This window comes from Nocardioides albus (assembly GCF_014648255.1).
GTDB lineage: Bacteria > Actinomycetota > Actinomycetes > Propionibacteriales > Nocardioidaceae > Nocardioides > Nocardioides albus.
Genome location: NZ_BMQT01000001.1, coordinates 384,082 through 408,105 on the forward strand (window position 1 = coordinate 384,082; position 24,024 = coordinate 408,105).

The 24,024-nt window shown below is 69.0% G+C and carries 18 protein-coding genes; 5 read left to right on the plus strand and 13 right to left on the minus strand.

Features of this window, described 5'->3' with window-relative positions; genetic code table 11:
- Positions 1-11: 11 nt before the first annotated feature.
- Positions 12-1,268 carry an NRAMP family divalent metal transporter gene (locus tag IEY84_RS01715; protein WP_183541636.1) on the minus strand — a complete coding sequence of 419 codons (1,257 nt, stop codon included), beginning with the start codon at positions 1,266-1,268 and terminating at the stop codon, positions 12-14.
- Between the two features lie 147 nt (positions 1,269-1,415).
- Here IEY84_RS01715 and IEY84_RS01720 point away from each other — a divergent pair, with 147 nt between their 5' ends.
- Positions 1,416-2,057 carry a GntR family transcriptional regulator gene (locus IEY84_RS01720; protein ID WP_183541638.1) on the plus strand — a complete coding sequence of 214 codons (642 nt, stop codon included), beginning with the start codon at positions 1,416-1,418 and terminating at the stop codon, positions 2,055-2,057.
- Positions 2,058-2,155: 98 nt separating this feature from the next.
- Here IEY84_RS01720 and IEY84_RS01725 read toward each other — a convergent pair whose 3' ends face one another.
- The 3 genes from IEY84_RS01725 to IEY84_RS01735 all read right to left on the minus strand — a co-directional run bounded on the left by IEY84_RS01725 (position 2,156) and on the right by IEY84_RS01735 (position 3,598).
- Positions 2,156-2,527, minus strand: a complete 372-nt coding sequence (locus IEY84_RS01725) for a DoxX family protein (RefSeq protein WP_183541640.1) — start codon at positions 2,525-2,527, stop codon at positions 2,156-2,158.
- Positions 2,528-2,604: 77 nt separating this feature from the next.
- Positions 2,605-3,249 (minus strand): UdgX family uracil-DNA binding protein, encoded by a 645-nt coding sequence (locus IEY84_RS01730; protein ID WP_183541642.1) that lies wholly within the window; start codon positions 3,247-3,249, stop codon positions 2,605-2,607.
- A 7-nt stretch (positions 3,250-3,256) separates the two neighbouring features.
- Positions 3,257-3,598 carry a DUF3140 domain-containing protein gene (locus tag IEY84_RS01735; RefSeq protein WP_183541644.1) on the minus strand — a complete coding sequence of 114 codons (342 nt, stop codon included), beginning with the start codon at positions 3,596-3,598 and terminating at the stop codon, positions 3,257-3,259.
- Between the two features lie 253 nt (positions 3,599-3,851).
- Here IEY84_RS01735 and IEY84_RS01740 point away from each other — a divergent pair, with 253 nt between their 5' ends.
- Entirely contained in the window at positions 3,852-4,334 is a 483-nt protein-coding gene (locus tag IEY84_RS01740) for a GNAT family N-acetyltransferase (protein WP_183541645.1), read from the plus strand.
- Between the two features lie 95 nt (positions 4,335-4,429).
- Here IEY84_RS01740 and IEY84_RS01745 read toward each other — a convergent pair whose 3' ends face one another.
- From IEY84_RS01745 to IEY84_RS01765, 5 genes are all read right to left on the minus strand, one after another.
- Positions 4,430-5,461 carry a hypothetical protein gene (locus IEY84_RS01745; protein WP_183541648.1) on the minus strand — a complete coding sequence of 344 codons (1,032 nt, stop codon included), beginning with the start codon at positions 5,459-5,461 and terminating at the stop codon, positions 4,430-4,432.
- 36 nt (positions 5,462-5,497) lie between these two features.
- Entirely contained in the window at positions 5,498-7,072 is a 1,575-nt protein-coding gene (gene guaA, locus IEY84_RS01750; protein WP_183541650.1) for a glutamine-hydrolyzing GMP synthase, read from the minus strand.
- A gap of 274 nt (positions 7,073-7,346) precedes the next feature.
- Positions 7,347-9,062 carry a GMC family oxidoreductase N-terminal domain-containing protein gene (locus tag IEY84_RS01755; RefSeq protein WP_183541652.1) on the minus strand — a complete coding sequence of 572 codons (1,716 nt, stop codon included), beginning with the start codon at positions 9,060-9,062 and terminating at the stop codon, positions 7,347-7,349.
- The gene (locus IEY84_RS01760) at positions 9,059-10,681 is read right to left on the minus strand and encodes a succinic semialdehyde dehydrogenase (protein ID WP_183541654.1); all 1,623 of its coding nucleotides are present in this window, start codon (positions 10,679-10,681) and stop codon (positions 9,059-9,061) included. The genes IEY84_RS01755 and IEY84_RS01760 overlap by 4 nt, the downstream gene beginning before the upstream one ends.
- A 48-nt stretch (positions 10,682-10,729) precedes the next feature.
- On the minus strand, positions 10,730-11,350 hold the full coding sequence (locus IEY84_RS01765) for a hypothetical protein (protein ID WP_183541656.1): 621 nt from the start codon (positions 11,348-11,350) through the stop codon (positions 10,730-10,732).
- A gap of 172 nt (positions 11,351-11,522) precedes the next feature.
- Between IEY84_RS01765 and IEY84_RS01770 the strand changes: the two genes are divergently transcribed.
- Positions 11,523-12,923 carry an ATP-binding protein gene (locus tag IEY84_RS01770; protein ID WP_183541658.1) on the plus strand — a complete coding sequence of 467 codons (1,401 nt, stop codon included), beginning with the start codon at positions 11,523-11,525 and terminating at the stop codon, positions 12,921-12,923.
- 53 nt (positions 12,924-12,976) lie between these two features.
- Here the strand turns inward: IEY84_RS01770 and IEY84_RS01775 are convergent, their stop codons facing one another.
- From IEY84_RS01775 to IEY84_RS01790, 4 genes are all read right to left on the minus strand, one after another.
- On the minus strand, positions 12,977-14,716 hold the full coding sequence (locus tag IEY84_RS01775) for a glycerol-3-phosphate dehydrogenase/oxidase (protein WP_183541660.1): 1,740 nt from the start codon (positions 14,714-14,716) through the stop codon (positions 12,977-12,979).
- A 158-nt stretch (positions 14,717-14,874) separates the two neighbouring features.
- Positions 14,875-15,486: a C40 family peptidase gene (locus IEY84_RS01780; protein WP_183541662.1), complete on the minus strand. Its 612-nt coding sequence runs from the start codon at positions 15,484-15,486 to the stop codon at positions 14,875-14,877.
- Positions 15,483-16,568: a dipeptide epimerase gene (locus IEY84_RS01785; protein WP_183541664.1), complete on the minus strand. Its 1,086-nt coding sequence runs from the start codon at positions 16,566-16,568 to the stop codon at positions 15,483-15,485. The genes IEY84_RS01780 and IEY84_RS01785 overlap by 4 nt, the downstream gene beginning before the upstream one ends.
- Entirely contained in the window at positions 16,565-17,335 is a 771-nt protein-coding gene (locus tag IEY84_RS01790) for a serine hydrolase (RefSeq protein WP_183541666.1), read from the minus strand. Before IEY84_RS01790 ends, IEY84_RS01785 begins: the two co-directional genes overlap by 4 nt.
- Before the next feature lie 192 nt (positions 17,336-17,527).
- Between IEY84_RS01790 and IEY84_RS01795 the strand changes: the two genes are divergently transcribed.
- On the plus strand, positions 17,528-20,482 hold the full coding sequence (locus IEY84_RS01795) for an ATP-binding protein (RefSeq protein ID WP_183541668.1): 2,955 nt from the start codon (positions 17,528-17,530) through the stop codon (positions 20,480-20,482).
- Between the two features lie 202 nt (positions 20,483-20,684).
- On the plus strand, positions 20,685-23,981 hold the full coding sequence (locus IEY84_RS01800; protein ID WP_183541670.1) for a S8 family serine peptidase: 3,297 nt from the start codon (positions 20,685-20,687) through the stop codon (positions 23,979-23,981).
- Positions 23,982-24,024: the final 43 nt, after the last annotated feature.

Sequence of the window (24,024 nt, forward strand, 5' to 3'; positions counted from 1 at the left end):
GTTCACGGTGCTCACGCTCCAATGCCGATGAAGGCGAAGATCGGACGGATCGAGACGATGCCCATGTACCAGCTGAGCAGGGTCGCGATCGTCCCCACCGCCAGCAGCCACACCGGGTAGCGATAGCCGTGCAGGACGTCGCGCTGACGGAACCAGCCGATGTACATGAAGATCGTCATGCCGATCGGGAGGATCAGGCCGTTGAAGCCGCCGACGAAGACCAGGATAGCCGCGGGCGCAGCGCCGATCAGCAGGTAGAGGACGAGGGAGACCAGGATGAAGGCGACCGTCGCGAGCTGCAGCGGCCACCCCGATCCCAGCTTCTTCGAGAAGGTCGAGATGAACGTGGCCGACGTGTACGCGGCGCCGATGACCGAGGTGATCGCCGCGGCCCAGAAGATCGCGCCGAAGATGCGGATGCCCGCGTCGCCCAGCACCGCCCCGAATGCCTGACCCGCCGGGTTGGCCGCCTGGCTCGAGAGGTCGAGGGTGACACCGGAGGCAACGACACCGAGGATCGCGAGGAACAGTACGTAGCGCATGATCCCGGTGACGAGGATGCCGCTCATCGAGGCACGGTGCACGGCCGGCACGTGCTCGGGACCGGTCAGGCCCGAGTCGAGGTAGCGGTGGGCGCCGGCGTAGGTGATGTAGCCACCGACGGTGCCGCCGACGATCGTGGTGATCGTCGCGAAGTTGAGGGTGTCGGGCGCGAAGGTCTGCCGCAGCGCGTCACCGACCGGAGGCTGCGACGCGATCGCCACGAAGATCGTGAGCGCGATCATTGTCGTGCCGAGCACGAGCACCACCATGTCCACGGCACGACCGGCGCGCTTGTAGAGGAAGATGCCGATCGCGAGCAGCGCCGAGAGCAGGCCGCCGATCTTCGGCTCGATGCCCAACAGCGCATTCAGGCCGAGCCCGGCGCCCGCGATGTTGCCGATGTTGAACGCCAGACCACCGATCACGATCAACGTCGCCAGCACGTGCCCCGAGAACGGCACGGCTTCGTTGGCCAGGTCGCCGGCCCGTTTGCCGGAGACGGTGATGATGCGCCACACGTTCATCTGCAGCGCGAAGTCGATCAGGATCGAGACCAGGATCGCGAAGGCGAACGCTGCGCCGAGCTGCGCGGTGAACGTCGCGGTCTGGGTGATGAAACCTGGGCCGATGGCCGAGGTGGCCATCAGGAAGATGGCGCCGAGGATGGGACCTCGACGGGAACGGGCGAAACTCTTCGCGCGCTCGGCGCTCGTTGTCTCGGGCATGGGGGACTCCTGCCATCAGCGGGCCGTGTGGCTGACACCACATTCAGTATGTAGTACAAGATGGCACAAATTGTTCAACAACAACACCCGCGATCGTTAAAATGATGTTTCGATTGTCCACGGATGCGATTCCCCTAGGATGCGGACATGCCCGAGGTCGACGACACCCTGACGAACGTCCTGCGCCGACGAATCATCGACGGCGAGTTCGCACCCGGCACACGGCTGTCGGAGATCTCCCTCGCCGAGAAGCTCGGCGTCTCTCGCAACACGCTGCGAGAAGCCTTCCGCGTCCTGTCCGAGCAGGGGCTGGTCGAGCACGTACCCAACCGCGGGGTCTCGGTCGCCTCACCCACCGTGGCCGACGTCGTCGACATCTATCGCGCACGGCGCTACGTCGAGCCTGCCGCGCTGGCCGCCGGCTCGCCGCTCCATCCCGCAGTGACGGCGATGCGCGAGGCAGTGGAGCACGGCGAGACCAGCCTCGAGGCGCGCGACTGGCGCACGCTGGGCACCGCCAACATGGCGTTCCACGACGCCATCGTCGCCCTCGCCGACAGCCCGCGCCTGGAGCGACTCTTCCGCGACATCGCCGCCGAATTGCGGCTGGCCTTCCTCGAGATCGACAACCCCGAGGCCCTGCACGCACCGTTCGTCACCCGCAACCGCGCCCTGCTCGAGACCTTCCTCGAGCAGGGCGGTCCCGCGGCCGCCGCCGAGCTGCAGGACTACCTCGTCCTCTCCGAGCGCACCGTCCTCGGCGCCTTCACCCGCCTCCGCCACGGCTGACGCCTCGTGGTGAGGGGGGTAGTCCGGGAGCGAACTGCCCATTTACTGGCGAGTAATGGGCAGTTCGCTCCCGGACTACCCCGACGATGCCGCCTACCTCAGGCGGTGACCAGGCCGCGCAGCCGCTCGTCGCGGGGCCAGGCACCGGCCCAGACGAGGACAGCGGTGGCGATGGCGAAGACGGTGTTGAAGGCCGGCTGCCCGAAGACAAGGTTCACCGTGACCGCACCGCCGAGGTAGGCGGTGATCAGGATCGTCCCCATCGCGCGGGTGGCCGGGACGTGGTAGGCGACCAGCGACAGGCCGAGGACGGCGCCACAGAGGACTGGGAACCAGCCCGGTGCCCCGATCTTGTCGTTGAAGGCCATGACGGACTCGACCCGGAGCAGGTGGATGACGATGTCGAAGCCGAGGAACAGGGTGACCAATACGGTGATGATCCAGCCGGCTCGTTGTGCGTTGGTGCTCATCTCGATCTCCTCAGAGTGGGTGGTGTTGCTCTCACCCATGCGTCGAGCGCGCACCCGGGATCTCGACATCGCCTCCGTCACTTCTTCGTCTTTTTCTTCAGAGCGGCCGCCGCGACCTTCAGATCGGCGACCAGACCGTCGTACGTCGCCTGCCTCTCGTCCTCGGCGCGGAGAACGGCGGAGGGGTGGGTCGTCGCGAGCACCCAGGGGTCGAGGGTTGCCGACGCGATGGCCTCGGGCCAGTCGAGGAGGTGGCCACGTGCCTCACCGACGCGGAAGGAGGAGCCGTACAGTGCCTTGCCGGCGGTGCCGCCGAGCAGGACCACCCCGGCGGGGCGTACCAGATCGAGCTCCGCCGCCAGCCACGGAGCGCAGGCACCGACCTGCTTGCTCGTCGGCGCCTGGTGGATGCGGCGCTTGCCCGAGAGGCGGTGGCGGAAGTGCTTGACGACGTTCGTCGTGTACGTCGCCTCCGGGTCGATCCCGGCGTCGGCCAGCGCCTCGTGGAGGATCCCGCCCGCCGGGCCGACGAACGGCTCCCCCTCGCGATCCTCCCGGTCGCCGGGCTGCTCACCGAGCAACATGAGCGGAGCCGGCGTAGGACCCTCACCCATCACGCCCTGGGTCGCGTCGCGGTAGAGCTCGCAGCCGCGGCACTCCTGGACGGCGCTGCGCAGATCGGCGAGCGTCGGCGACTCCGGAACCCACTCCGCGGCACTCATGCGACGCTCACGGGGCGAGCGGGTCGTGGCCCACGTTCATCAGCCGGCGCCGCCACTGAGCGTCGCCTGCGGTCGGCTCCCACTGGCCGGTGTCCCCGCCGCGCAGGTCCGTGACCTTGTCGACGACCCGCGCCATGACGTCCACGTCGTCAGGGGTGAGATCGGAGCGGCGCTTGCCCAGGATGTCGGCCACCCGCTGACCGAGCTCGCTGCCGGCTCGATCCGGCTCGGTCTCGGTCGTCTCCCCCGCGCCCTGCACCGCGAGCCACTGCCGCAGGTCGCGCGAGGTCATGTTCACCGCGCGGTGGAAGTTCTCCCAGAGCCTGTCGTCGACGATCGTCTCGGCCATCTCGTGCCTCCTTCGTGCGCGTTCGCGTTCCCTGCCCCGGTACCCTCCTGGGCCCGGATGAACACCGTTCGCTCGTCGTCCGAGGCAATATCCGTTGAACGACTGTCGGCCCGATCACTAGGCTCCTCGGTGTGTTCACGTTCTTGCACGCGTCCGGCCGCACCCGCGCCTGAGGGGCGGCTCCGTCTGAGCCGCTCGTCCCGCCCGCCGAACTCTCGGCGGGCGTTCCGGCAACCCTCAGAGAGGCAAGAGCATGGACATCCGTGCGTACGCAGACACCGACCACGACCTCGTGGTCCGAATCGCCATCGAGGTCTTCGGCCCATTCTTCGAAGACTCGCTGCGCTCCGTCGTCGGCCAGCAGATCTTCGAGAACCAGCACCGCGACTGGCGCGGCGACTACCACCGCGATCTCGCGACGATCCATGACCCCGAGAAGCAGAAGTACGCCGTCGTAGCCGAGGATCACGGTGTCCTGGCTGGATTCACTGCCTGGACGGTCGACACCGACAGACGGAGCGGCGAGGTGCAGTACGTCGCCGTCCGCCCCACCTACCGACGCTCACACCTCGCGACGGAGCTGTGCGAGCACGCGTTCGCTTCAATGCGTGCCACCGGGGTCGAGGTCGTCACCATCGGAACCGGCGGCGACCGGTTCCACGCTCCTGCGAGACAGCTTTACGACAGTCTCGGGATGACACCGTTCCCGAACGTCATCTACTACAAGGCGCTGTAACCGGCGCACATTCCCGCCATGGCGTGGAAATGACGGCCGTTCAGCGGGACGGGCCGGCATTTCCCGCCACGTCGGGACAACGGCCCCTTCGACCGTCATCCCAGTAGCGCGCGAGCCTCAGCAGAGTCGTAGAAGCTCGAGAGCCGACGGCGGACCAGCTGCTCGAGAACACCCGCCTCGGCGAGCGCCTCGATCACCGGCGGACCGAAGCGGAGCGCCTCCTCGACCAGGTCGTCGCGGTCCAGACCCCACTCCTCGAGGAGCCGGTCGAGGGTGAAGCTTCCATAGGTGTCGAAGAAGAAGTCGACACCGGTGTCGACCAGTGCCTGCAGATAGTCGGAGTCTCGGACGTCGAGCCAGACCTGGTAGAGGCCGACGAAGACGGCGACCAGCTGCTCGTCGTCGATCAGGTCGGCGAGCTCGCGCACCGGACGGGTCGAGAGCGCGTCCCAGACCTCCATCAGCGCGTCACCCACCTCCTCGTCGGTGACCGAGCTCGCGGCGGTCTCGGTGAGGTACCCGAGCAGCGCACCCGTGCCGCGCTCTGCGAGCTCGCGGGCGCTCTGGTCGACGGCTGCGCCGACCGGGGTGCCCTTCACCGTGCCCGCCATCCGACCGGCGACGCGTTCGGCGATCGAGAAGCCCAGGGAGCCGCCCGGAAGGTTGTCGGCGATCCGACGGCCGGTGTCGACGGCGCCCTTGGCGGTGCCGCGCATCAACGTGCCGACGCCCGCCTGGATCCCGGAGTTGTCGGCCAGGCTGCGCAGGACCTGCTGGCGCAGCGTACGCATCTCGACGAGGGCCTCGACCAGCTCCGCGACCCGCGGTCTGCTGACCACCTCACCCAGCGGCGTCTCGTTGGCAGGATGAGCCCGCAAGCGGGTTGCGATCGCCCCGGCGACCTCCGGGATCGCACCCGGGAGCCGGAAGGTGCTGACGTACTTCAGCGCGACCTCCTTGATCAGGTCGCGGTGCATCACCTGGTCGAGAGTCAGGTCGCTGGCGGCGCGCAGCGCGAAGTCGACCTCGCCGGTGACGAGATCGAGGAAGCGTACGCCGCGCAGTGCCGCCATCTCGTGGGCGACATGTGCGTCGAGGAGGCGCTGGGCCAGATCAGGCTCGGTCATGGACGACATTGTCCACGGCCGAGACCCGCTACCGACTCATTCCCACTCGATGGTGCCCGGCGGCTTCGAGGTGATGTCGACGGTGACGCGGTTGATCTCGCTCACCTCGTTGGTGATCCGGGTGGAGATGCGCTCCATGACCTCGTAGGGCAGTCGGGCCCAGTCGGCGGTCATCGCGTCCTCGGAGGTGACCGGGCGGAGCACGACGGGGTGGCCGTAGGTGCGGCCGTCGCCCTGGACGCCGACCGAGCGGACATCGGCGAGGAGCACGACCGGCATCTGCCAGATGTCGCGGTCGAGACCGGCCTTCGTCATCTCCTCGCGGGCGATCGCGTCGGCCTCACGCAGGATGTCGAGCCGCTCCTTGGTGACCTCGCCGATGATCCGGATCCCGAGCCCCGGGCCCGGGAAGGGCTGGCGCTGGACGATCTCGTCGGGCAGGCCGAGCTGGGAGCCGACGGCGCGCACCTCGTCCTTGAAGAGTTCACGCAGCGGCTCGACGAGCTCGAACTCGAGGTCCTCGGGGAGGCCGCCGACGTTGTGGTGGGACTTGATGTTGGAGGTGCCGGCACCGCCACCGGACTCGACGACGTCGGGGTAGAGCGTGCCCTGGACGAGGAAGGCGACCTTCTCGTCCGAGTCACCGAGGATCTCGACCTCGGCCCGCTCGAAGCAGCGGATGAACTCGCGCCCGATGATCTTGCGCTTCTCCTCCGGGTCGGTGACCCCGGCGAGCGCGTCGAGGAACTCCTTCTCGGCGTCGACGATCTTCAGCTCGGCGCCGGTCGACTCCCGGAACGCCTTCTCGATCGCGACCGACTCGTTCTTCCGCATCAGGCCGTGGTCGACGTAGACACAGGTCAGCCGGTCACCGATCGCCTTGGCGACGATGGCGGCCGCCACCGCGGAGTCGACTCCGCCGGAGAGCGCGCAGATCGCGCGGTGCTCGCCGATCTGCGCAGCGACCCGCTCGATCTGGTCCTCGGCGATGTTGCCGATGGTCCACGTCTGACGGCACTGCGCGATGTCCCACAGGAAGTGCTCGAGCACCTTCTGGCCGTGCTCGGAGTGGAGCACCTCGGGGTGCCACTGCACGCCCGCGAGCTGCTTCTCGACGTTCTCGAAGGCCGCCACCGGGGTGTCCGCAGTGCTCGCGAGCACGGTGAAGCCCTCGGGCGCCTCGGAGACCGAGTCGCCGTGCGACATCCACACGTTGTGGGCCGGCGGGATGTCCTTGAGCAGGGTGCCGGAGACACCGACGGTGACCGGCGTGCGGCCGTACTCCCGCGCGCCGTTGTCGTCGACCGTCCCGCCGAGGCCCTGCGCCATCAACTGGAACCCGTAGCACATCCCGAAGACCGGGGTGCCCGCGGTGAACAGACCGTTGTCGATGGCCGGGGCACCCTCGGCGTACACGCTCGAGGGGCCGCCGGAGAGGATGATCGCCTTCGGGTTCTTGGCGAGCATGTCGGCCACCGGCATCGAGTGCGGCACGATCTCGGAGTAGACCTTCGCCTCACGTACGCGGCGGGCGATCAGCTGCGCATACTGCGCACCGAAGTCCACCACGAGAACCAGATCGTGCTCTTCCGCCCCAGCAGCCTGCGTCATGCACGAATCCTAACGAGGACGTACGCCGCGAGCCGAATCTCCTGTGGCCACCCTGGAAATGCACCAGGGCCCGGCCGGGGAGGGAGGTTGGCCGGGCCCTGATTGCCCGAGGCAAGACTGTCCCGGACGTAAGACCCGGCGATGTATTAGGGAGGGAGCAATCCCGGGTCTGATCACTCCAACGAACTCTCTTAACCGTGGTTACGGGCCAACCAGAAAGTTCCTGCCAGAAAACTTCCTACGCACGGCCGCCGTCACCATCCCAACAGGTAGGTCACCGAACCTCGACAATGGGCAGCCGCAGAGCGGCCGGCGCCGTGACCGGCACAGCTGGCGAGGTCGGCTGGACCGGCTGGATCCGGGCGTAGCCGGCACCCAGCTCCGGGCGCGGGTCGGCCTGGTCCTTGTTGGGCCAGAACGCCATCGCCCGCTCGGCCTGTGCGGTGATCGTCAGCGACGGGTTCACACCCAGGTTGGCAGAGATCGCGGAGCCGTCGACGACGTGCAGGCCTTCGTGGCCGTAGAGCCGCTGATAGGGATCGATGACACCGGTGTCGGCCGAGTCGCCGATGGTGCAGCCGCCGATGAAGTGGGCGGTCATCGGCTTGTTGAACGGCTCGCCGATGGTGCCGCCGGCGTATCCCGGCTTCTCCCCTGAGCTCATCACTCCGGCCATCTTCCGCACGGCGTCCAGACCCGCCGGGATCCAGGTCGGGTTCGGCTTGCCGTGACCCTGCTTCGACGACATCCGCCACCCGAAGATCGTCCGCTTCGGGAAGGTCGTGATCGAGTTGTCGAGCGCCTGCATGACCAGCGCGATGACGGTGCGCTCGGACCAGTGCTTGAAGTCGTAGAACGTACGCAGCGACCGCCGCTGCAGCCACATCTCCTTGAGCCACCGGCGGAACCGTCGGGGTCCACCTTCGGTGAGCACCGTCTGCATCGCCGCGATCGCGTTGCTGCCATGGCCGTAGCGGACCGGCTCGATGTGGGTGTGCTCGTCGGGGTGCCACGAGGAAGTGATCGCCACGCCCTCGGTGTAGTCGATGGCGTTGTCCGGAGCGATCGCGCCCAGGATCGACTCGGAGTTGGTGCGGGTCAGCTCGCCGAGACGGTCGGAGATCTGGGCCAGGTCGCCGGTGCGCTTGAGCTTGTGGAGCAGCTTCTGGGTGCCGAGCGAGGCTGCCGAGAAGATCACCTGGTCGGCGGTGAACCGCTTCGTGCGGCCGATGCCCAGCTTGGCCTTCGTGGAGCGGGTCTCGATGACGTACCCGCGTCCGGTCTTGGCCGGGTAGACGCGCGTCACCGTGGTCAGTGGGTGCACCTCGGCGCCGTTCTTCTCGGCCAGGTAGAGGTAGTTCTTCACCAGGGTGTTCTTCGCGTTGTGACGGCAGCCGGTCATGCACTCGCCGCAGTTGGTGCACGTACGCCGGTCAGGACCCTCTCCGCCGAAGTAGGGGTCGGCCACCTCCTGCCCTTCCACATGGCCCGGGCCGCCGAAGAAGACGCCGACCGGCGCCTTGTGGAAGGTGTCCCCGCGCCCGGCCTCGGCCGCGACCTTCTGCATGACCTCGTCGGCCGGGGTCAGGTGCGGGTAGAGGGTGACGCCGAGCATCCGCTTGGCCTGCTCGTAGTAGGGAGCGAGCTCGTCCTTCCAGTCGGTGATGTGACTCCAGGACGGGTCCTCGTAGAACGGGTCGAGCGGCTCGTAGAGGGTGTTGGCGTAGACCAGCGAGCCGCCACCGACGCCCGCGCCCGCCATGATCACGGCGTCCTTGACCATGTCGATGCGCTGGATCCCGTAGCAGCCGATCGCCGGCGCCCAGAGGTATTTGCGCAGGTCGAAGGAGGTGTTGGGCAGCTCGTCGTCGCTGAACCGGCGACCCGCCTCGACCACCCCGACGGAGTAGCCCTTCTCGGTCAGGCGCAGCGCGCTGACCGATCCGCCGAAGCCCGACCCGATGACGAGTACGTCGTAGTGGCTCCTCATGCGCGGCCCAGCGACTTCAGCACCCGCAGCGAGGCGGTCATGAACTTGGCGTACGCCTGCTCGCTCATCCCGAACTGGGGAGCGAAGCGGAGCACCGCCTGGGAGGCGACCGACTGGGTCTCGGTGTAGCGCAGGATGCCCTCGACACCCTGGCGACGGCCCTGTCCGGACTCGCGCATGCCGCCCATCGGGGCGTCGATGCTGGCGAAGGTGGCGCCGAAGGCCTCGTTGATGTTGATCGTGCCGCACTTGATCTGCCGGGCGATGCGGCGGGCGCGCGAGGTGTCGCGGCTGTAGATCGAGCCGTTGAGGCCGTACTCGCCGTCGTTGGCGCGCTCGATCGCCTCCTCCTCGCTGTGGAAGCGGTAGAGGGAGACGACCGGGCCGAAGGTCTCGTTGCCGAAGCAGGTCATCTCCGGGGTGACGCCCTCGAGGATGGTCGGCTCGAAGAAGAACGGCGCCAGGTCGGGGCGGGCCTTGCCGCCGGTGAGCACCCGGGCACCCTTGGAGACGGCGTCCTCCACGTGGGCGGTCGCGGTGTCCACCTGAGCCTGCGAGATCAGGGTGCCCATGTCGTTCTCCCACCCGAGGGTGGCGCCGAGGGTCATCGCCTGGGTGCGGGCGACGAACCGCTCCACGAAGCGGTCGTAGACGTGGTCGTCGACGAAGAGCCGCTCGACGCTCACGCAGAGCTGGCCGGAGTTGGAGAAGACCGCGCGGGTCGCACCCTCGGCGGCCTTCTCGATGTCCGCGTCCCTGAGGACGAGCATGGGGTTCTTGCCCCCGAGCTCGAGGGACGCGCCGATGAGGCGCTCAGCCGCCTGCTTGGCGACCAGCTTGCCGGTGCTGGTCGAGCCGGTGAAGCAGACGTAGTCGGCGCGCTGGATGATGCTCGTGCCGACCTCCGAGCCCGGACCGGCCACGACCGTCCACAGGTTCTCCGGGAGCCCGGCCTCCGCGAGCAGCTCGGCGCCGAGCAGCGCGCTGAGCATCGTCTGCGAGTCGGGCTTGATGACCACCGCGTTGCCCGCGGCGATCGCGGCGATGCCGTCGCACAGCGCCATCGTGAACGGGTAGTTCCACGGGCTGATGATGCCGACGACGCCCTTGGGAACGTGGTTGAGCTCGACCCGGGTGAGCACCGGGATGACCCCGAGCTTGCGCTCGGTGTCGAGGATCTTGCTGCTCCTCCGCCCGTAGTAGCGCGCGGTCAGCGCGATGTGCAGCGGCTCGTCGAAGGCGTGCTTGCGGGCCTTGCCCGACTCCAGCACGATCAGGTCGAGGATCTCGTCCTGCCGGTCGAGGACCAGGTCGTGCAGCTTGAGCAAGATGCGCTCGCGCTCCGCGACCGGGGTCGCGGCCCACTTCTCCTGCGCCACCCGGGCCTTGGCGAACGCCGCGGCGACGTCGTCATCGCTCGACTGCGGGATGTGCGCCAGCGGCGCCCCGTTGAGCGGGCTGATGACCTCTCGAGACTCCCCCGTGGTCGCCACGACGAGTCCGGTCAGGCGGGAGACGTAGTCAGGCTCAAGGGCCAGGGACGCCGTGGCGTCGTGCTCGGGATCGAGCGGGCCCTCGACGATCGGGCCGCCGGGAGGGGTCGGGTTCGATGCGCTCATGTACCGAGAGTATGTGACCGGCGTCTCGGAAGCCAGACAGTCGTCCCACTAACTCACCATGCGAACGTCCGCCGCCCACCACAGGTAGCTGTAACGCTCGGCGGGAAGGTCGATGTCGACGCGGTCCAGGGGCAACCGGTCCAGGGCATGCACGGTGCACTCCTCCGCGGGAGCGGCTCGGTAGAGGTAGGCGTCCAATGACCATTGTGTACGCAACCACTCGTCGATCCGCTCGGAGACCGACTCGGTGAGCCCGGGTTCCCGGTCCTGGCGGAGCCAGTAGCTGACCCGGGCGGTGGCGCCACCTGCGTACCTGAGCAGGGTCTGGGCGTCGGCGCCCATCGCTTCGAGGTAGGGAAAGAGAGGCTGTACGTAGAGGCAGCCGAGCGACGAGGTGTGCTCGGGGTCGAGGAGGAGGTAGGTGAAGGCGCGGCCCGCCTGGTGGTCGGACCAGTGCCGGATCACCAGCGGCAGGTTGTCGTCGTTGCCGAAGCCGTCTTGCGGCCAGCGGCCGTAGCTGTGGTCGCGGATCACGTCAGGGCTGGCCAGGTAGGCCTCGGTGTCCAGGTCGAGCAACTCAGGCCGGAGCGGCGCGAGCACGAAGTCGTCGGTGGCCAGTGGCTCGGGGGGATCTGCGACCAAGCGATGGAAGCCTGCCGATGGGAACATGCGAACAGAGTGCTACGTCAACCGCTTGCTCCGCCACGACAATTTCTCTTCGGCCGGCAAGAGGCGCAATCGTCGAGACCATGGTGGAGTGCCGACAGCTCTGCGTGGCTGCGGCACGCCATGCCACCTCACAAGCCGCTCGAATCTACTGAAACATTGTTACAGTAGATTTATGTCGCCTGCTGAGGTCGATCGCATCCTGGCGCTTCCTGCGGACGATGCGCTCGAACAACTGATTCAGTTGCGTGAGAGCCAGTGGTTCGAACGCAAATCTGGGCGGATCAGCGCGAAAGACCTCGCAGTCCCTCTCGTTGCGATGGCCAACGCCGAAGGCGGGTGCATCGTCGTCGGGATTCACGACGGCAATGCCGATGGCGTGGGCGAGGAGCGGATCAATGCCCTTCGCCAAGCGGCGTACGACTTCACCATACCCACCGTTCGCTGCTCCACCACCGAGCTCTCCAGCCACGACGGAACGATCTTGCTCGTCATTCGCGTGGCACCCGGAGAGCAGGTTCATGAGACCACCAAAGGCGATGTCTTCCTCAGAGTCGGCGACGAATCCCGTCGGCTTGGATTCGCCCAGCGTCGTGAACTGGAGTACGACCGAGGCAGCGCTCCATTCGATGGCACCATCGTCGATGCCGGGATCACCGACCTCGATCGCGAGCAGGTTGTCTCTTACCAACAGGCGATCGGGGCAAAGAGCCCCGAAGGAATGCTCTCAGCTCGTGACCTTCTCACCCGCGACGGACGCCTCACCGTGGCTGCCTGGCTGCTGTTCGCAGCGCGGCCGCAGTCGCTGTTTCCCAGTGCCGTGATCCGAGTGCTGCGCTACGCCGAGAACGACCGTGGCACGGGCGCCCGCATGTCCCTGTACGACGACGGCGACGTGCGTCTGGACGGCTCGATTCCTGAGCAGATCACCAAGGCCGCTGCTCTGGTTACGGAGTGGGTTCCGAAGGTCCAGGCTCTCGCGCCGAGCGGCCGATTCGAGCCGCGACCGATCATTCCCCGCGACGTATGGCTCGAGGGCCTGGTGAACGCTGTTCTCCACCGGTCGTACTCAATGGCCGGGGACCACATCCGAGTCGAGATCTTCCCCAACCGGATCGAGATCGAGAATCCTGGCCGGTTCCCCGGACTCGCGAACCCGACCAAGCCGCTGTCGATCAGCCGCTATGCCCGCAACCCTCGAATCGTACGGGTCTGTTCTGACCTGGGAATCGCGCGAGAACTGGGCGAAGGAATCAAGCGGATCTTCGAGGAGATGCGGCGCCTCGGACTCACCGACCCGATCTACTCTCAGACCAGCGGATCCGTACGGCTGACACTCTCGTCAGCGGACGCACTTCCTGACGACCTCCGCGCCACGTTGCCGACCGGCGCGCGGACGGTACTGGACGCCCTGAGAGTGACCAGCCGGCCGATGAGCACAGGGCAGGTCGCCGACCTTGTCGGCATCGCTCGCCCCACGGCGGGTCGGCATCTGCAGACGCTGCGGAAGCACGGACTGGTCGTGTGGAACGGCCAGGGGCCGAAGGACCCGCGAGCGTCTTGGTCCCTCCACTGACCTACTGCAACACTGATGTTTCAGTAGATGTTTCAGTAGGCACGACGCTCGAGTCAGACGAGGTCCTCCACCTCCAGGCGCGCGCGATCGGCGTCCTCGTCGGTGACCATGAGCTGGGAGCGGCGCTCGGCCTCGATGCGGCGCAGGTAGTGGTCGACCTCCTCCTTGGCGCGCTGCTCGTCCCAGCCGAGCTCGTCGGCCATCAGCTTGGCGACGCCGGGAGCGGCGGAGACGCCGCGGTCGAAGGTCTCCATGGAGATCCTGGTGCGCCGCTCGAGCACGTCGTCGAGGTGGCGGGCGCCCTCGCTGTTGACGGCATAGACGACCTCGGCGGCGAGGTAGTCCTCGGCGCCCTCCAGCGGCAACGCGAGAGGACGGCGCTGGGCGATGAGGTCGAGGACGTCGTCGATGAGGCCGCCGTGGCGGCCGAGGAGGTGGTCGATCCGGGCGACGTGCAGACCGGAGCGGCGGGCCAGCAGGACGCGCTGGTTGGAGCGGGTCTCGAAACCCTCGGCGCCGACCAGTCGGACCTTGTCGGTGATCGAGTCGCGCAGGGTCATGTTGGTGGTCGTCCCCAGCGAATGGGCCGCGGCGTCGACGGCGTCCTTGGCCATCACCCGGTAGGTCGTCAGCTTGCCCCCGGCGATCAGGACCAGGCCCGGCAGCGGCGTGACGACGGTGTGCTCCCGGCTGAGCGCCGCGGTCTGGTCGGACTCGCCGGTGAGGAGCGGGCGGAGCCCGGCGTACACGCCTTCGACGTCCTCGAGGTCGAGCGGGACCCGCAGGATCGCGTTGACGTGCTCCAGGACGTACTCGATGTCCGTCTTGGAGGCGGCCGGGTGGGCGAGGTCGTAGGTCCAGGGGGTGTCGGTGGTGCCGATGATCCAGTGGCGGCCCCACGGGATCACGAAGAGGACCGACTTCTCGGTGCGGACGATGAAGCCCGACTCGGAGCGGATCCGGTCGCGCGGGACGACGAGGTGGATGCCCTTGGACGCCTTGACGTGCAGGGCGCCGCGGCCGCCGACCATGGCCTGGATGTCGTCGGTCCACACCCCGGCGGCGTTGACGACCGTCTTCGCACGGATGACCAGGTCCTGGTCGTGCTCGAGGTCGCGCGCCCGTACGCCAACGACGCGCTCCCCTTCGCGCAAGAACCCGGTCACCTGGACCCGGGTCGCGATCTGGGCGCCGTGGGAGGCGGCGGTGCGGGCGATGGTCATCACCAGGCGGGCGTCGTCGACCTGGGCGTCGTAATACTGGATCGCACCAGTGATCGTGTCGGTGTTGAAGTCAGGAGCGATCCTGGCGACGCCCTTGCGGGTGAGGTGGCGGTGGCGCGGCAAGCCGGAGTTGCCCATCCCGGAGAGCGGACCGAAGCTCGCCATCCCGTCGTAGAGGGCGAGGCCTGACCCGATGTAGAACCGCTCCCACACCGGGTTGGTCAGCGGGTAGAGGAACGGCACCGGACGGACCAGGTGCGGGGCGAGGGTGTTGAGCAGCAGCCCGCGCTCCTGGAGCGCCTCGCGGACCAGCTCGAAGTCGAGCATCTCCAGGTATCTCAAGCCGCCATGGACGAGCTTCGAGCTGCGCGAGCTCGTCCCCGAGGCCAGGTCGCGCTGCTCCACCAGGCCCGTGCTCAGGCCTCTGGTGACCGCGTCCAGCGCCACCCCGGCGCCGGTCACACCCCCGCCGACGACGAGTACGTCGAGCTCGGGCTCCCCCGCGGCGCCGACCATGGCGCCGATCGCGAGGTCGCGGCTGTGTGGACTCAGTGCCCCGGTACGAGTCATACGTTCGAAGTTAGCCCACCACATCGAATTGTCACTTCTGCCGCGCGAGGCGTCAGGTAGGTCGGCCGAGTTGGCAGGGCGGTGACGCCTCGGCCGACGCCAGTGACGCCTCGGCCGACGCCAGTGACGTCTCGGCCGACCTTAGTGACGTCTCGGCGTCAGAGGCGGGCAGCGCTGACGAGGGTCGCGACGCGGTCGGTGGGCATCGACTCCTCGACGACGAGCATCTTGTCGCCGTCGGCGTGGATCATCGGACGTACGCCGTCGGGTTCGGGAGGCGCGGTGGCGATGGCGACGTGGGTGATCCGGGCCCCAGGTTCCAGGGCGAAGAAGTAGAGGTCGCCGGCGGTGACCTCGTCGAGGTCGATCGCCGCGAGCGCGACAGCCTGGTCACGGGCGTCCCGCGGGAGGCGTACGCCGATGGCCTCTGCGGCTCGGAAGACGAGGCCGGAGCAGTCGATGCCGGCGTCCGTGGTGCCGCCCCAGACGTAGGGGACGCCAAGGTAACTGCGTGCCTTGGCCAGGAGGGCCTCGACGCCGGCAGCCGTCTCAACAGTCCGCTCCGCGGCGTCGGCCAAGGCACCCGCCGGCATCCAGCCGGGATAGCCGCGCTCGTCCTTCGAGGACGCGTGCGAGGGGACGACGACGTACGTCCACTCCCCCTGCGTGTCGAGGACGACGACCTCCTCGCCGGGGACGACCTCGGTCTCGTGCTCGGCGTCGCCCGCGGGCTCGGCGACGACGAAGGTGGGTTGGCTGACGGTGGTCATGGGAGGACTCCTTCGATACCGAGACCGTTGGCGTGCGGGAAGTCGATGCAGGGGCCGTCGTAGGTGATCCCACCGGCGTACGGACTGGACTTCGCCCACCAGCCCGCGTCGAGATCCTGCTCGCCGGGGATGCCCGTCGCCGCGACCAGGGCGGCCGCCGCGCCGATACCGAGGTGGGACTCCATCATGCAGCCGACCAGACGGCCGAGGCCATGGCGCTTCGCGACCTCGAGCAGCTCGATCGCAGGCGTGATCCCGCCACACTTGGCCAGCTTGACGTTGATCGCGTCCGCCGCGCCCGCCCGGATGACGTCGACGAGGTCCTCGAGGTCGAAGACCGACTCGTCGGCGAGGATCCGGTAGGGCTGATGACGACGGACGTACGCCATCCCCTCCAGGTCCCGCCGGGCCACCGGCTGCTCGACGAACTCGAGCTCGACGTCCTGGTCGGCAAGCGTGCGGAGCACCGCCACCGCCTCGTCCGCGCGCCAGCCGGTGTTGGCGTCCAGGCGGAGTACGCAGCCCGGGGCCGCCTCACGGACCGCGAGCACGCGCTCGGCGTCACCGGCGGCGTCGGTCCCCACCTTGATCTTCAGCGTCGTGAAGCCGTCTCGGGCTCGCGCGGCCGCTGCCTCCGCCAGCTCGGTGGGAGTGCCGACAGAGAGGGTCATGTCGGTGGTGAGGTGCGTCGGGCCATCTGGCCCGCCAGCCAGGTGATCGGCCATCGAGACGCCGGCACGCCTGGCGACGAGGTCGTGCAGTGCGATGTCGGCGGCCATCTTGGCCGACCGGTTGCCGACGACCGCGCCCTGGATCAGCCTCGCCGACGACAGGTCAGCGGCGGCGCCGATAAGCGCGTCGGCGATGGGCCCTTCGAGAGCGGCGGAAGAGCCGGCGAGCGAGTCGCCGGTGACCTTCCAGACCTGCGGCGCCTCACCCCAGCCGACACACCCGTCGGAGTCCTCGACCGTGGCGACGACCGTCTCCGCGAACTCCGTACGCCGCAGCGCGGTCACGAACGGGGTGTGCAGCGGCACCCGGACACGCTGGGTGCGCACCGCGACGACGCGCGGAGAAGTCACAGAGTCGACCACAGATAACGCGCGACCTCGCTGATCCGGAACTCCGACTCGTCGTCGTCCAGCCCGGTCGTGAGCACCACCATCACCTGCGGATCCCCGTCCGCCGGCCGGATGATCGCCATGTCGTGACGGACCCCGTCCACCCAGCCGGTCTTGTTGCCGACCACCGCGTCCTCGGGCACCCCGAGCGGGATCGCGTCGCGATACTCCTGCGCGATCAGGATCCCCTCGATCTCGGCGGTCGACTCGGGCGACAGCAGCCGACCGGAGGCCAGCTTGGTGAGCAGCTTGCCCATGTCGTTGGCGGTGACCAGGTTCTGCAGCCCGGCCTCGCGCGCGGGCGCGTCCTCGATCCCCCGCGAGACGGTCGTCATCGGCGTCACACCGGCGTCCGCGAGCACGGCCACGACCTCCTCGAGCCCGACCCGCTCCAGCACGAGGTTGACCGCCAGGTTGCCGGAGACGGTCAGGGAGCGGCGTACGAGATCACCCAGGGGCAGCTGGGAGCCGACCGCCTCCCAGGTCTCAGGATCCTGATCCTCCTCCCGCGACATCTCGAAGCGCGACCCGACGACAGCGGAGTCGAAGTCGGGATGCACCGAGATCGGCTCGTCCAGCGACAGCAGCCCGCGATCGCGCAGCCGATAGGCCGCGATCGCGACGGGCAGCTTCATCAGGCTCGCCGCATAGTGCTGCTGGTTGACGTTCTGCGCCTGCGTCGGGATGCCGTCGAAGCCGCTGAGCCAGGTCGAGACCAAAGGTTCCACGCCCGCGAGACTAGTTGAAGAGTCCCGTTCGCGCTGGTCTCATCGACGAACCGGGTCGCGCCGGCGGGTAACACGCTGTTCGTGGGTCTATCCGGTCGTTATAACGGGCGAGTAGACCCACGAACGACGTGTTACATCGGCCGGAGCCACCCGCTAGCCTGTCCCCGCCCCACCTGGGGCGAGGACAGCGAGGTGAGCGGCTTGATCCGGGAGTCGACGGATCCCATGGGCGCGCCACCAGCCTTCGTGGGACGCGACGGCGACCTCGCCTCGATCGTCGACGCGCTGCGAGACGGGCCCGCGCTGGTGGTGATCGAGGGTGAGCCGGGGATCGGCAAGACCAGTCTGGTTCGGCGGGCTACCGAGGAGCTCACCGACATCCGCACGGTGCTGACCTGCACGGCTCCGCCGCTCTCGGAGCCGTTCCCGTTGGGCCCGATCGTCGATGGCATCCGGCGACTCACCCCAGGGCGGGTGCCGGTCGGGCTGAGCCCGATCGCGGGGGCTCTCCGGCCGCTCTTCCCGGAGTGGACCGACCAGTTGCCACCGGCACTGGACCCCTTGGACACAGCAGGCGCGACCAGGCATCGCGTCTTCCGCGCTCTCACGGAGCTCCTCGACCGGCTCGAGGTCTCGGTCCTGGTCCTGGAGGACGCGCACTGGGCGGACACTGCGACGTTGGAGCTGCTGCTGAGCCTGGTCGCGACCGGCACCGGGGACCGTTCGCTGGTGGTGACCTACCGGCCTGCAGAGGTCGCGGAGTCGGCACCGCTCCTCCTCCTCACGTCGAGGGCCCCGGTCGGGATGAACCGAGTACGCGTCGAGCTCACGCCGCTGTCCGTGGAGGAGACCGGCCGGCTGGTGGGGTCGATGTTCGGTTCCGACCAGGTGTCGACCGGCTTCGCGGCCTTCCTGCACGAGCACACCGATGGGGTGCCGCTGGCGGTCGAGGAGTGCGTCCGCCTACTGGCCGACCGTCGCGACATCGTACGTCGCGAGGGCCAGTGGGTCCGACGCGTGCTGGGCGAGCTCGCCGTGCCGGCGACGGTGCGCGACTCGGTCGTGGAGCGACTGGTGCGCCTGCCATCGACCGCCCGGTCCGTGCTCGAGGCGGCCGGGGTGCTGGGCGTACCGGTCGACCCGCCTCTGCTGGCCGAGGTCGCCGACCTGTCCGACTCGGCAGCCCGGGACGGCGTCGCCGCGGCGCTGTCGTCGGGTCTGATGCAGGAGTCCGGCACAGGAAGGTTCGCTTTCCGGCACGCTCTCGACGCGCAGGCCGTGGGCGAGGCGATGCCCGCTTCGCGGCGGCGGCACCTGCACGCTCGCGCGGCGGCAGCGGTGGAGCGGCTGGACCGGGATGCGCTGGACCGGCTGATCCGACATTCGCGCGAGGCTGGCGACACCACGTCGTGGTGCAGGTACGCCGAGGACGGCGCCGACGTGGCACTGCAGTCGGGCGACGATCGCAATGCCGTGACCCTGCTCCTGCAGCTGCTCGCCCTGGATCATCCCGTCGACCGGCGGCTGCGGCTGGCGGCGAAGCTCGGCGAGGCCGTCTTCTACGGCGGCGCCACCCTCGGTGACGTCGTCGACCGGGTCATCGAGACGATTCACGGGGTCCTCGCCGACGACCGGCTGGGCGCATCGGATCGTGGCGAGCTCCGGCTGCTGCTGGGCCGATCGTTGTGGCGGGCGGGCAGGCAACGGACCGCATTCAGGGAGTTCGAGGCGGCGGTCCCGGACCTGAGCCACCGTCCGGACCTGGCGGGGATGACGATGTGCAACCTGGCGATGCCGCTCGTGCCCGAATGGCCGGCCGTACGTCACTACGAATGGCTCCATCGGGCGACCGAGCTGGCCGCCACGGTCGAGGCGCCGCAGCTCGCCGTGGCGCTGAGCACCGCTCGCCCCTCCGCGCTGCTTCTGCTGGGGAACGAGACCGCGTGGGACGCGGTGAACCTCATCGACCGGCCGGGTGAGGCCACGGCACGGGACTCGAGCCTGTTCGCGGCCGGCCTGCTCAACGTCGCTGCGGCCTCGCTTCCGTGGGGTCGGTTCGACGAGACCCGGAGACTGATCGCTTCCGCGAAGGACCACCTCCCCGACTCCGAGCATCATCGGGTCGCAGAGGGTTCGCAGATCACGGCCGCGATCCTGTCCTGGTACACCGGCACCTGGGACGGCCTGGCCGAGGCGATGACCGGCCTGGCGCGCCGGGAGACGACCGAGGTGCACGACCGGCTGCTCGCCACCGTGCTGTCCGGCCTGGTCCGCCACGTCACCGGCCAGCACGGCGATGCCGGTGCGCTCGGGTTGGCCGAGGTCGCGAGCACGCTGCGAGAGCTCGGCATCGCCGAGCCGATGACAGTGGTGCCGGCGGCGACGTTGGGCCGCACTGCCCTGGTCGACGGCGACCCGGAGGGCGCGCTCACGCTCACCGGCCCCGCGATGGACATGGTCGCCACCAAAGGAGTGTGGCTGTGGGCGACCGACCTCGCCGTCGTTCACGTCGAGGCGCTGGCCCGCACCGGGAGACGCGATCAGGCCGTCGAGCTGGTCACGACCATGGCCGACGCCCTGGATCTCGCCGCCGCTCCCGCGCCAGCAGCGGCGATCGCAGCCTGCCGCGCCGTCCTCGCCGAGACCGCCGGTGACGTCGACCTGGCCGCCCAGCACTACGCAGACAGCGCGACCGGGTGGGCGGCGATCCCCCGGCCGTACGACGAGCTCATCGCTCTCGAGGGCCACGGTCGCAACCTGCTGGGGGCGGAGAATCGCGACACCGAGGAAGCACTGGCCGTCCTCGGCCGCGCCCAGACCGGCTTCGCGGCACTCGGCGCCCGCCGAGATGCCGACCGGGTCGCGCGCCGGCTGCGTGCGGAGGGCGCCGACGTGGCCCGGACCTGGCGACGCGGCCGGCACGGGTACGGCGAGGAGCTGTCCCCGCGGGAGCGCGAGGTGCTCGCCCTCGTCGCGACGGGCATGACGAACCGCGAGATCGGCACGGCCCTGTTCCTCTCGCCGCGCACCGTCGGCCGTCATCTCAGCTCGGCCATGCGCAAGCTCCAGGTGTCGACCCGCACCGCGGCCGCGATGACCGCCGTCGAGACGGGACTCCTGGACACCCCCGCGCCTGACGGCCATTGATTGGGTCATCTGCCCACTCGCGTCGCGACGCCGGCCCGGCCACGCTGACGACTATGTGCGGCCCCCACGACTGCCCCGACGATCCAGACCCTGTCAGCGACCCCACCGCGGACCACGACCCCGAGCCGGACGACCAGTCCGCCGCCGGCTTCGAACCGCTGTGATCGCCCGTCCCGCCCTGCCCCCACCGCGAGAGGAAACCATGACCACAACGAGATGGAAGCCCGCCTGGTTGAGCACAACCAGGCCACGTACGGCGCACATGGTGCTGGCCGCAGCCCTGGCCGCGGTCGCGCTGCCCGCCGGAGCGACCCTGTCCGCCGCCTCCGCAGCTGACGCGGAAGCGGGTCCCGAGGTCGAGCCACGGGTCCTCACGGAGCTGTCCCGCGACGACACCACGACCTTCTGGGTCTACCTCGAGGGCAAGGCCGAACTCGACGACGCGGCGCGGATCACCGATCGCGCCCGGCAGGGCGAGGTCGTACGAGACGAGCTGCAGGAGACCGCCAAGGCCAGCCAGGCCGGCCTGATCGAGGTCCTCGACGAGGCCGGGGCCGACTACCAGCCGTTCTGGATCGCCAACGCCGTCGAGGTGACCGGGGACGCCGACCTGCTCGACCGGATCACCTCGTTGCCGGAGGTCGACCAGGTCACCGCCGACCGGACCTACACGCTGCCCGAGCCGACCCCTGCCGGCGAGATCGCCGCCACCGGCGACGTCGAATGGGGCATCGACCGGATCGGCGCCCCCAAGGTCTGGGACGAGTTCGACGCCGACGGCGAGGGCATCGTGGTCGGCAGCATCGACTCCGGCGTCCAGTACAACCATCCGGCGCTGGTCGAGCAGTACCGCGGCAACAACGGCGACGGCACCTTCAGCCACGACTACAGCTGGTGGGACCCGGGCGTCTCGTGCGGGATCATCAACACGGTGCCGTGCGACAACGTCGGTCACGGCACCCACACCGTCGGCACGATGGTCGGCGACGACGGCGGCGACAACCACATCGGTGTCGCGCCCGGGGCGACGTGGATCGCGGCCAAGGGATGCTCTGGCTCGACCTGCAACCAGAGCATGCTGCTGTCCAGCGGCGAGTTCATGCTGGCGCCGACCACCCGTGGCGGCCGCAACCCGCGCCCGGACCTCCGTCCCGACGTGATCAACAACTCCTGGGGAAGCGCGGCCGCCGGTGAGGACCCGTGGTTCAAGCAGACGGTCGACGCCTGGGTCGCCGCCGGCATCTTCCCGGTGTTCTCCAACGGCAACGAGGGCCCCACCTGTGGCAGCGACGGCAACCCCGGGAACATGGAGGCGAGCTACGGCGTCGGCGCGTTCGACGCCGACGGCAACATCGCCTCGTTCTCCAGCCGCGGTCCCTCGCAGTGGGACGACGACCTGATCAAGCCCGACGTCTCTGCGCCCGGCGTCGCCATCCGCTCCTCCTACCCCGGCAGCAAGTACGCCGTCGGCAGCGGCACGTCCATGGCCGCCCCGCACGTCGCCGGCTCGATCGCACTGCTGTGGTCGGCAGCACCCGCCGTCAGGCGTGACATCGACCTGACCCGGCGGCTTCTGGACGAGACCGCGATCGACGTCGAGGACCTCAGCTGCGGCGGGACCGCCGGAGACAACAACGTGTGGGGGCAGGGCCGCCTCGACACGTACGCCGCCGCTGCGGCCGCGCCGCGCGGCGAGACCGGGACCGTGTCCGGGACGGTCACCGACGCTGAGACCGGGGCGCCGGTGGCGAACGCCACCATCTCGGTGAACGCGTCGTCAGGCCCGGTCGGCCTGCCGGCGACGACCGACGCCGAGGGCCGCTTCTCGGCCCTCGTCTCCACCGGCAGCTACACCGTCACCGCCTCCGCGACCGCCTACGTCGACGGCTCTCAGCCGGCCGCCGTCGGGACCGGCGAGACCACCACCGTCGACCTGGCGCTGGAGGCACCTGCCGGCAAGGCTCTCGCGCTGTCCGACGACGCGCTCGACTTCGGTTCGGTCCCCATCGGAACCACCGCCGACGCGGAGACGATCACCCTGACCAACACCGGTGGGGTGCCGGTCACCGTGTTCGACGTGACCGACCACGCCAACGGGTTCGTCCACGAGGGCGGGACGTGCTCCGGTGTTCCGTTCCAGCTGAGCAGGCTGGAGACTTGCACGCTGGAGATCAGCTTCCGCCCGACCGAGCAGGGACCGTCGCAGACCAGTCTTGCGATCGCGAGCAGCGCCGACCCCGACCAGCGGATCAGCGTCCAAGGCGCCGGTACGCCGATCCCGGCACGAGTCGGCAGCCTGCAGACGGCGAGCCTGCAGAAGTACCTGCAGTCCGCGGTGATCGATCCGGCCGGGCGGTACGCCTACTTCGGAACCGCCAACCTGGGAGAGCCGCTTCCGGGCGTCATCGTCAAGTACGACCTGAAGACGTTCAAGCGGGTCGGCACCATCAGCGTCGGCATCGGCCAGAAGATGCTCCAGACCGGCGTCATGGATCCGTCCGGGAAGTACGCCTACTTCGGGATCGCGACCTCGCCGGCGCGCGTGGTGCGGATCGATCTGGACACCTTCAAGATGGACAAGATCCTGATGCTGGCGGCCGACGAGTACAACATCCGCTCCTCGATCATCGACCCTGACGGTCGCTACGCCTACTTCGGCACCGGGACCAACCCGGGCAAAGTGGTCAAGGTCGACCTCGCGACCTTCACCCGTGTGGGTGCCGCCGTGGTCACCGGTGAATACCTGGCCACGGGAGTGATCGATCCCGCGGGCGAGTTCGGCTACTTCGGCACGATGAACTATCCCGAAGCCCGTGTGGTGAAGGTCGATCTCGACACGATGGCCCAGGTCGGTTCGATCACCCTTGGCTCAGGCGAGCGCTACCTGCGTTCGTCGGTGATGGACCCGGCCGGCCGCTACGCCTACTTCGGCAGCGGCGAGGCCAGCGCCGGCAAGCTGGTACGCGTCGACCTGGCCGAGTTCAAGCGCGACACGGCCATCGACGTGGCCGTGGGGCTGACCTCCGGCGTCATCGACCCCTCCGGTCGGTTCGCGACGTTCGGCACCGTCGATACACCAGGTCGGGTGTTCAACATCGATCTCGACACCTTCGAGAAGTCCGGGTCGGTCACTCTCGGCAAGGGCGAGGACGGGCTCGTCTCGGCGATCATCGATCCCAAGGGCGAGCATGTCTACTTCGGAACCAGGACCGGCCCCGGCAAGGTGGTCAAGGTCCGGGTCGGCGCGCCCTATCGACTGAGCGCCGAGGCTCACGAGACCCGGACCGGCTTCGCAGCGGACCTGGCCTGGCACGGCGCGACCGCCCCGCAGGTCGACGTCGTCCGCGGCGGCGTGGTCGTCGCAACAGTCCCGAACACCGGCCGCTACACCGATGAGATCGTGGACCGCTCGACATCGTCGTCCGAATACCGGATCTGCGACACCGGGACCGACCGCTGCTCCAACCCGGTCACGGCCGAGGTGACGCCCGCGGACTGACCGCGCACCCGGCCAGTGAGGTGGGCGAGCGCTCGTGGCGCTC